The 9411-nt window shown below is 65.5% G+C and carries 8 protein-coding genes and 1 pseudogene; 2 read left to right on the top strand and 7 right to left on the bottom strand.

What is annotated here, in order from left to right:
• Positions 1–609 precede the first annotated feature (609 nt).
• A complete protein-coding gene (locus tag NTX40_01350) occupies positions 610–1728 on the top strand; it encodes a HEAT repeat domain-containing protein (protein MCX5647735.1) in 1119 nt (372 codons plus the stop codon).
• A 915-nt stretch (positions 1729–2643) separates the two neighbouring features.
• Here the strand turns inward: NTX40_01350 and NTX40_01345 are convergent.
• Both NTX40_01345 and NTX40_01340 read right to left on the bottom strand, forming a co-directional pair.
• On the bottom strand, positions 2644–4212 hold the full coding sequence (locus NTX40_01345) for a sugar isomerase (protein ID MCX5647734.1): 1569 nt from the start codon (positions 4210–4212) through the stop codon (positions 2644–2646).
• Positions 4213–4326: 114 nt separating this feature from the next.
• Positions 4327–4527, bottom strand: a pseudogene (locus NTX40_01340) (gfo/Idh/MocA family oxidoreductase).
• Between the two features lie 227 nt (positions 4528–4754).
• Here NTX40_01340 and NTX40_01335 point away from each other — a divergent pair.
• The gene (locus tag NTX40_01335; protein ID MCX5647733.1) at positions 4755–5018 is read left to right on the top strand and encodes a hypothetical protein; all 264 of its coding nucleotides are present in this window, start codon (positions 4755–4757) and stop codon (positions 5016–5018) included.
• Positions 5019–5195: 177 nt separating this feature from the next.
• Here NTX40_01335 and NTX40_01330 read toward each other — a convergent pair whose 3' ends face one another.
• The 5 genes from NTX40_01330 to ribE all read right to left on the bottom strand — a co-directional run bounded on the left by NTX40_01330 (position 5196) and on the right by ribE (position 9185).
• Positions 5196–6371, bottom strand: a complete 1176-nt coding sequence (locus NTX40_01330) for an acetylxylan esterase (protein MCX5647732.1) — start codon at positions 6369–6371, stop codon at positions 5196–5198.
• Between the two features lie 246 nt (positions 6372–6617).
• Positions 6618–7106: a bacterioferritin gene (locus tag NTX40_01325; GenBank protein ID MCX5647731.1), complete on the bottom strand. Its 489-nt coding sequence runs from the start codon at positions 7104–7106 to the stop codon at positions 6618–6620.
• A gap of 120 nt (positions 7107–7226) precedes the next feature.
• Positions 7227–8159, bottom strand: coding sequence for a signal recognition particle-docking protein FtsY (gene ftsY / locus NTX40_01320; GenBank protein MCX5647730.1), 933 nt, complete (start codon positions 8157–8159; stop codon positions 7227–7229).
• Positions 8160–8167: 8 nt separating this feature from the next.
• A complete protein-coding gene (gene nusB, locus NTX40_01315; protein ID MCX5647729.1) occupies positions 8168–8632 on the bottom strand; it encodes a transcription antitermination factor NusB in 465 nt (154 codons plus the stop codon).
• 67 nt (positions 8633–8699) lie between these two features.
• On the bottom strand, positions 8700–9185 hold the full coding sequence (gene ribE / locus NTX40_01310; protein ID MCX5647728.1) for a 6,7-dimethyl-8-ribityllumazine synthase: 486 nt from the start codon (positions 9183–9185) through the stop codon (positions 8700–8702).
• Between the last annotated feature and the right edge of the window lie 226 nt (positions 9186–9411).

Below are 9411 nucleotides of genomic sequence, written 5' to 3'. Positions count from 1 at the left end.
CGTGATCTTGCCCCCCCTCACCCCATCCCTCTCCCACAGTGGGGCGAGGGAGCATTGGTTCCCCTCTCCCTTGATGGGAGAGGGAAGGGTGAGGGTGAACCTCCCGCGCGCTCTGTCATCCCGAGTCCCTGTTTGTCGTTGGACCCCTTCGGGGCGCAGCCGAGGGATCTCGCCGTGCGCCTTTCGAGCCGGCGGCGGAAGCCGCCGGTCATGTTCCCCGCCGCGGCATGCGTTCTTCTGAACGTTGAACATTCGTCGTTGCCGCCTCTGCGTTTTGTCACCCTGAGCGAGTCACGACACATTCGGGACGAGTCGAACGGGTCTCGCCGTGATTCCGTTGTGGGCCGCGTGCCGTTGACTTTGGACCTTGGACTTTGAACTTTGGACTGCCGTTAACCGACTTTGGACTTTGGACTTTAGACTTTGGACTGCCGTTTTCCATTAGACTTCCCCGTCGTTAACTGCCAAAATACTTCATTATCCCGAGCCGTTGGGGGAAACAGGTAGATTTGGTCCAGATTTGGAGTGGGGTGCAGTATCGTGCAGTTTGAATGGCCCGGCAGCGGAGCCGGGCAGAGGTTGCCTGAAAAACCCTGGGGGAGATGTCGGATGCCGACCATCCTCCTGAGAGTGCTCCTACTGGCAGCCGTGTTTCCCGTTGCGTCGGGCTTTGCTGCCGGCTGCCAAACGCAACCCGCGCCGGCGGATCCTTCTGCCGTGGATGAACTGATCCGCCAGCTGAACGCCGACTCACACCAGGTGCAGTCGAACGCGTTCGTCAGGCTGCGCTGGCTCTACGAGTTTGACCGCTGGCAAAAGGCAGCGCTCGAAGAGAAGTTCGTAGGCCTCATCAAGGAAGGCCATCCGCGGCAGGTGGGCTACGCCATCCTGCTGCTGAGCGGTAGCGGCAGGCAGGATGTCCGCGAACTGGTGGTCGCTTGTCTCAAGAGCGAGGACCCCGGCGTGCGTTGCTCCGCGGTGGAGTGGGTTCTAGGCAACCACGAGAAGTCCGCTGTGCCCCAGTTGCTGCAACTTCTCAAGACTGAGTCAGGCGTCGCCAAGGCCAACGTGGCGCGGGCCCTCGGTGCCATCAAGGATTCTGACGCTGTCGAGGGCCTGGTCGCCAGCCTCGGCGATGCCGATGCCGCCGTGCGCGAGTCCGCTGCCGCGGCCCTGGGCGCCATCGGCAACCCCGCTGCCGCTAAGCCCCTGGCCAAGGCCCTGGAGGCCGAGAAGAAGCCGCAGATGGTCTGCTGGTTGGTGGAGGCTCTGGGGAAACTCAAGAGCAAGGATGGCGCCCCCGCCATCCGCGCCACCCTCGCGAGCGAGGACTCGTTTGTCCGCCGGGCCTGTGCGAAAACCCTCGGTGCCATCGCGGACGCCGAATCAGTTCCCGCCCTGATCGCCGCCACCAAAGACGCTGAGGACGAGGTGCGGGAGTTCGCCGCCCGGTCCCTCGGTCAGATCGGCGATAAGAAAGCCGTCGCTTGCCTGACCGGTCTGCTGGGCGATTCCTCCAAGCGTGTGGTGCAGGCAACCCTGATAGCCTTGGCGGAGATCGGCGACCCGCAAGCCATCCCAGCCATCCAGAGCCTCGGGCCCTTCGAGGGCACGCTGCCCACTGACCGGGCCGTGAGCATCTACACCGATGTGCAGGCCTGGGCCCTGTGGAGGCTGGACCCCAAGGGCCACAAGCAGCCGGAGATCAAACGCGTGGGCCATTGGTGACCCGGGCAATCCGGCCGAGTTCGACCTGGCCGTCGATGGGATTATCAAGACCTGCCGCAAAGCCGGAGGGTCGTTCGGTCAGCGTGTGATTCCGGGTGATTCCGGGAACACCCATAACCGGGCGAGTCAAGGGCGTCCGGCCCCGCCTAGTTCCGGTGACATAGAACTTAATTGGGGGAGTTCGGGGGACAGGGGGTGTGCGAAGCGCAGAACCCTCCTTCGCCCCTTCGACAGGTTCAGGGCTACGGCGGGCAGGCGCAGAATGTAGAATGCAGAACCCTCCCAACGCGGCCAAACGGCAGTTCCAAGTTTCAAGTAAACGTTGTCCTTTGGGCTTTCGCCGTTCAGGCCGAAGGCCTGAAACACCACAGTCCCGGCGCGCCGGGATCGGCGGCAGCCACAAGGTCATAACCCCTTTTCGTCCCAAGCCCTGAAACGGAACGTCCCCCCGGGAGGGCGCAACAGGTGTTTCGCCCTCCCGAAGGGACCCCTTCGGGGCTACAGGGCTCAGGTCCTTTTTGCGATCCGCACCACCTGGGGCGGCGCCCCAGGCTGGACCGTCTCAGGCCTTTGGCCTGTCATGCCCTTACTTGGAACTTTGAACTTCCTTTTCCCCGCCCCTTTGTGTTATAATGTCTTTGCCGGGGCGATCAGACCCGGGTCCAAGTACCAGGCACGAGGGTGCAAAAGCCTGGGGCATCAGGACCTAATCCGGGAAACCGGAGTGCCTTGCCCTCTGTGGGCGGTCGCCTCGGCTTCCTTCATGCCCCGCGCCCATCCCGCGACGCCCCTGACCCGACAGGTCAAGCGAAGGCGGTTCCAAGTGAACGGCCGCCGCTCCCCTTCGGCAGGCTCAGCGCAGCGCCGGTGCAAGATCGCCCCTGTGCCCGGAAAGGGTTCCTGCCCAGGCAGCGGTCAGGCCAGTGGCTCCCACGCGATGGGGATTTTCTTCAACGCGTAGGCGATTTCGCGGGTGTAGTCGCCGTAGCAGGTCATCCAGTGGAAGCCCGGCATGTTTTCGGCGACCTTGCGGTCGTCGGCCTTGTAGGCGACGTCGATCTGGCTGCGGCATATGGGCAGGAAGGGCGCGTCGACGATCTCGCCCGCGAAGCCGGTCCACCGCTCAGCCGCGAAGTCCGGGATGATGTTCGTGACCTTCTGTCCCTTGCGCATCTCGACCTTGGGGGCGGCGCCATAGTCCGATTCGAAGTGCGTCAGGATCCGCACCGGGTCGAGCGTCCGGCCGTTCATCCGGCGCGGCGCGGTGCAGTGGGCCAGGGTGATGACGCCCGCGTGCGGGTACGTCGGGTCGTTCAGGAACACCGGCCGGCCGGAGATGTTCGCCAGGAGGATGCCCGAGGGGATGACCACGAAGTCCGACTCGCAGAAGGCCAGGTACCCGGCGTCGTTCAGGAGCGAGAGGGTCAGGCAGGCGGTGGTCTCGGCGATGGGCATGATGGTGCTCATGCACCCGTCGATGGTGATGGCGCCGGCGCCGGCCTTGGCCATCAGGCCGCGGAAGACCTGTTCCAGGAGGAAGCAGTTTTCGACGAAGGTTTTGTCGGTTTCGAGTTTGACGCCCCCGCCCTTGAGGTACTCGGCGGCGCGGGTGCGGGCGGACTGGAGGGCGGCGGCGTCCTGGCGAGCGGCCTGGATGAGTTGCCCCAGGTCCTTGTAGTCGACGGTCTGGATGTCGAGTTTCCACTTGGCCCGCGAGAGGTCCGGCGCCTCCTGGTGACCCCCCCATCCGCTGGCGCCGCCCACGGCGACGATCTTCGTGCCGAGGGCGTTCTTCAGGCCACCCAGGCTCCGCAGCCGCCATGAGAGTTCCTCGACCGAGTCGACCACGACGTCGCCGTCGTCGACGCCCTTGACGGCCAGGCGGTCGGTGTGCTGGCGCAGGTAGCGCGGGCTGATGATCTCGTACCAGAGGTACACGGGGCCCGACTTGTGCCGCAGAAAGAACACGACGTGCTTGCCGGTCTTGACGACCTCGCCCAATATGTTCTGCGGCCCACCCGCGGCATAGAGGAGCACGGTGTCGGCCTTCTGGAGGTCGTCGAGTTTTCCGAGGTCGCCCGGCCCGCGCACGGGAGCCACCGGCAGGAACTCGACGGGGAAGTCGGCGTCGGCCTTGAGTTTTTCGAGTTCGCCCTGGATGCGGGCGACTTCTTGGTCGGCGTCTTGCTGGGTCTGAATGCCGCCCCAGGACCGCCAACTGGTCTTGTCGCGGCGGCGGGGGATCGCGAACGCCAGGATGGGCTTGACGACGAGGGGCTTTCTCGCCGTCGGACCGCCCAACGGCATCTCCTCGGCCTGCAGAGCCGACCACGCCAGGCCCGTGAGCGCCACGCCGCCCATCGCGATTCCGCCCGCCCTCAGGAAATCGCGTCGCGTGACGCTGAGCGGCCCTGCCGCACGGTCCCCACAGGGACAGCATCGCGGCTGAATCGGTTGAGCCCCATGTTCCTCGTGTCTCATCATGACCAAGGCTCCTTTCGACGTTCAGGTTTCTTGCACGATCGCGCCACGTACGACGCGGCCGCCCGCACAGGCTTGCGGCCAATCGGCACTCGCGTCCGGCCCGGGGTCAGGGCTTCAGTTGCGGTTCAGTTGCGGGATGTCGATCCACGCGCGTGTGCGTCCGGATTCCAGCGCGAGTTCCGCGAGTTGGACGCCCTTCGCGCCCTCGAGGAGATTCCACGGGAACGGTTCGTCCCGGGCGACGTGCCGCAGGAACGGTTCCCACCGGGCCTTGAATGCATTATCGCACCCGCCCTCGTCCGGGACAAGGCGCCATCCCGCCCTGTCGCCGCAAAGTGATAATGTCCGGTTTCCGCAAAGTAGAATTGTCCTCTTTCCGGCCGGGTGGCCGGGAGGAGGACGAGGATGGAACTGCGGATGAGCGGGAAGGTCGCCTGAGGCGACCAAGGAACGGGATCGGTTGTCCGAAGGACTCTGCGAGAAGGTGATGGCGGCGTTGGCCCAGCGGCGGATGCGTCAGGCTGGCGCAGCGGGGCATCACCGTGACGGCGGCCACCCGCTCGAACTGGAAGGTGCACAACACCGCCCAGGAAAAGGCGCTGCTCAAGCAATGGCGCGGGAAGGCCGAGCGTCGCATCGGCCTGTTGGATCAGCAGTTCAATGCCGGACGGACGCTCTGCCGCAGCCGTCGGCACTACGAGGCGCGCCGCTGGGCGAAAGTGCTGTCGCATAACCTGTCGCGTCATCTGAATCGCAAACTCCGCCGGCCTCGGGAGTCAGTGGCGCACTTCCGGCTCGTCGCTTGAACCGGAGCAAGGCATAAGGGTCTTTCAACCGCAAAGAACGCAAAGAAAGGCTTGGTCTAATGTAAGAAGACACTGAGTCGTGCTTTGCGTTCTTTGCGCCTGCCTGCCGGCAGGCTCTTTGCGGTTAATACGCCTCGGTCCCGCGCACCGGCCTCACATGAAGGATGCGGGGAGGCATCACTTCGCCGCGGCCTTGGCCTTCTCAAGGGCCGCATTGACGGCGTCGGTGCCCGCCAGCGAGCCCTCCGGACGCGGATGGTCGGACGTGAAGACCTTCAGGCTCTCCTCGGGCGCGACCGCATCCGACTCATCCAGCGCCCCGGCGTTGCTGACGATGGCCTTCAGATTCAGGTGTAGATACCTTGCCATGAATTTATACATGGCCAGGCGTTTCGCCGGGCCGTAGTCGTGCCCCTCGTCGGCAAAGTGGGCGTTCTCAACCTTGTCCTGTGCTCCGTAGAGGCGGTACACGTTCCAGATGTACGGGAACTCGACGCCGGGGAGGTTCTTCGTCCAGTCCTTGCCGTCGGAGATGAGGAGTTGTGGCCGCGGGGCCGCCAGGGCCGCAAACTCCACGTTGTTGGTTTCGTGGCGGTCGCTCTTGTGGATCGCCAGGCCGCTCTCGCACTGGCACCCGCCGAAGAAGTGGGCCGACACCTGGACGCACGGCACCAGCACGGCCACGCGGTCGTCCGCAGCACCCAGGAGGAATGTCTGCGTGCCGCCGCCCGATTCGCCCGTGCACCCGATGCGCTTCGGGTCCACCTCGGGCAGCGACAGCAGGAAATCCACCGCCCGGATGCTGTCCCAGACCTGGAGCGCGAGGACGTTTGGGTCCTTGTGGGTCACCTGGTCGCAGTCGTTGAAGCCGACCATGTCGTAGGCGAAGACTATTGCGCCCATGCGGGCCAGCCCTGCGCACCGCGTCTGCGTGTAGTCCGCCAGGCGCCCCTTCTTGCTGTGCCCATGCGGGCAGAGAACGGCGGCCATCGGCTTCCTGGCCTGCGGGTCCGCCGGACGATACAGGTTGCCCGTGACGAAGAACCCGGGGAGGCTCTCGAAGGCGACGTTCTCGACGGTGTAGCCCTTGCGTTCCTGCCGGCCTCGGATGATGGGCTTTAAGTCGCACTTGGCGGGCAGCGGCTCAAGGTGCGCCTCCCGCAGGAGGCACGCGCGGATGTTCCTGGCGCGGGCCTCCCAGGAGGCCTTGTCGGAGTAGGTCCTGGCGAAGCCGGCGAGTTGCTCGCGTGCCGCATCCTCCGTCTGCCGGGGCTCCTTGAAAAGCGCCGTCGAGCCTGGCACGGCTGCCGCTGCCGCCACCGCCACTGCCGCCACTATCGCAAGCGTGTTCATGGCGCCGAATCCTTTCGCTAATACGAGCAACGCGGCGGGTGCGGAGACCCGCCGCGCGAAATACGAAAGTAGCGATCTCGCAACAAGCGGGCCGCGGCTCGAATCGGCCCGCGCCCCAGCCCTCTCAGTCGCAAACGAGTTTGCGGCCGAGTTGGCGCGCCTCGCCCATGACCTTCTTGTTCGAGCGGATTTCGCACGCCCCGCCGGCGCGAGCGGCCGCGAGACGCCGGGTTGGAGACGGTTCGGCTACTCGGCCGCGCCGCCGGCCAGCGTCGCCAGGTACGATTCGCCCAACTGCTTCACGTGGTCGGCGATATTCTGGAAGGTGTCCAGATGGTCCTCCTCATCGGCGAGGAGTTCTTCGAAGATTTTCTTGGAGACCTGGTCGCGGGCCTGGGCGCAGGCGAGGGCGGATTCGTTGTACAGTCGGACGGCGTCGGCTTCGAGGCCGATGTCCGTGGCGAGCATCTGGGGAATCGTCTCGCCCTTCTTGGCCAGACCGTCGGGCTTGCTCGTCGGCGTGCCGCCGAGGAAAAGGATCCGCTCGGCCAGTTTTTCGGCGTGCTTCATCTCGACGATGGCGGTGTCCTTGAGGACCTTGGCCAGTTTGCCGAAGTCTGCGTCCTCGAGTTCATAGTGCTGGGCCATGTACTGGAGGATGGCCCCGAGTTCCCTCGCCCGTGCCTCGTTCAAGAGGTCGACCACCTTCCCGGCGTCTGCTTTGGTCTTGGCCATGGTTTCTCCTCTCCTCGTCCCTGGTTGCTTTGGGTTCTGAAACCGACAGGTCGCTTCACACATTTGTAGAGCGCCGGGCGGCCGGCGTCAAGGGCCAACCGGCGCGGAAGCGTTTCGCACCTATTCCTCGCCTGTGCCGAAGAGCGCCTCGACGAAAGTGTCCGGGTCGAACGGGGCGATGTCGTCGGCCTTTTCGCCGATGCCGACGAACTTGACCGGAATCCCCAGTTCCCGTTTGATTTCCAGGACGATGCCGCCCTTGGCGGTCCCGTCGAGTTTCGCCAGGAACACGCCCGTGACGTCGATGGCGGCGCGAAACTCTTTGGCCTGGGCGATGGCGTTCTGGCCCGTCGTCGCGTCCAGCACCAGGAGCACCTCGTGGGGCGCGCCGGGGATTTTCTTTTCGAGGACCCGGCGAATCTTCCCGAGTTCGCGCATCAGGTGGTCCTGGGTGTGGAGGCGCCCGGCCGTGTCCACCACCAGGACGTCGATGCCGCGCGCGACGGCGGCCTCGGCGGCGTCGAAGGCGACGGCCCCGGGGTCCGCGCCCGGCTGGTGGCGGATCATCTCGACGCCGACTCTTGTCGCCCAGACGGCGAGTTGCTCGTCGGCCGCGGCCCGGAAAGTGTCGCAGCACGCCAGCAACACTTTCTTGTCCTGCGCGAGGAAAAGGCGCGCGAGCCGCGCCACCGCCGTCGTCTTCCCCGAGCCGTTTACGCCCGCGACGAGGACGACGGTCGGCCCGGCGGGTGCGAAATGGACCTCGCGGTCGGCATTGCCGAGAGTTTCCTTCAGATCGGTCTTAAGGATGGCCACGAGGTCGTCGCCCGGCTGGATCTCGCGGTCGTGGTAGCGTGCCTTCAGGTCGTTGAGGATGCGCGTGGTGGCGGCGACGCCGATGTCCGCCAGAATGAGCGTCTCCTCGAGTTGTTCGAGGAACTCGGCGTCGATTTTTCGGCCGGCGCGAAAGAGGTCCCGGAGGCTGTCGGCAAGGCGGGAGCGCGTCTTCGCCAGGCCCTGGGAGAGTTTCGCCAGCCACCCTTTCATCACCATCGCGCATCTCACTTCTTGCCGGGGTCGCCGGCCGTTTCTTTCGCTGCGGCCGCGTCGGCCTCGCGCTTGGCCTGGATGATCCTGAAGACGTGGTCGAGGACGCCGTTGACGAACGAGCCGGACTCGGCCGAGCCGAATCGCTTCGCCAACTCGATCGCCTGGTCGATGGCGACGCGGTCCGGAATGTCGTCGCAGCACGCGATTTCCCACGTGGCCAGGCGCAGAATGTTGCGGTCCAGGACGGCCATGCGGTCGACGTCCCAGTGCTCGGTCGCCTGCTGGATGAGGAGGTCGGCGTCCTGGCGCCAGGCCCAGGCGCCCTCCGTCAGACGCCGGGCGAAGAAATACACCTCCGGGTCCTTCGTACTCGAACGGAGGAAATCGACCGTCTCGGGCCCGAACGCCTCGCTGCGAAAATCCAATTGAAAAAGCGCCTGAAGGGCGATCCGGCGCGCAAACTCTCGCTGCTTCATGGGAGTGGTCCGACTGCTTCGCGCCCCGCGATCGGCCGAGCGTCACGCCCCCGGCGCTTCCCCGGCGCTATCGGCCGCGCTTGCCCGACGGCAGCGCGTCCAGGAGGTTGGCCATTTCGATGGCGCCGGCGGCGGCGTCGGCGCCCTTGTTGCCCGCCTTCGTCCCGGCCCGCTCGATCGCCTGCTCCAGCGTGTCGGCCGTGATCACCCCGAAGATGACCGGCACGCCGCTCTCGAGGGCCACGTGCGCGACGCCCTTGGCGACCTCGGCCGCGACGTAGTCGAAGTGCGGCGTCTGGCCGCGGATCACCGCCCCGAGGCAGATGACCGCTCCATACCGGCCGCTCTCCGCCAGACGCTTCGCGACGATCGGCATCTCGAGCGAGCCCGGCGTCCAGACGACGTCCACCGCCTCCGGGTCCGCCCCGTGACGCTCCAGCGCGTCGAGGCAACCGGCCAGCAGTTTCGACGAGATGAACTCGTTGAACCGCGACACCACGACGCCGAACCGGTGCTTCCCCGCCACCAGCCGGCCCTGATAGACGTTCGCCATGGGTTTCTCCTTCGGCTCTTCGCCTGACCGTTCAGACCCTTCCAGTTTACGCCGGCGAGGCCGCGTTTCAAGCGAAATCGGCGTCTTGTCGGAGTTTGTCTTATTCGCGCAGAAGATTTGTCTTATTGGGTGTGGGAAAGAGCGGGACGAGGCGGGAAAACACGGGACATTGCCAGATTGGCAGGGACGCCGCGAGAAGTTGTCCACAATTTGTGCACAGAGTTAT

It is taken from the genome of Planctomycetota bacterium, from assembly GCA_026387035.1.
GTDB lineage: Bacteria > Planctomycetota > Phycisphaerae > FEN-1346 > FEN-1346 > JAPLMM01.
This window is presented reverse-complemented; position numbering and strand designations above follow the sequence as displayed.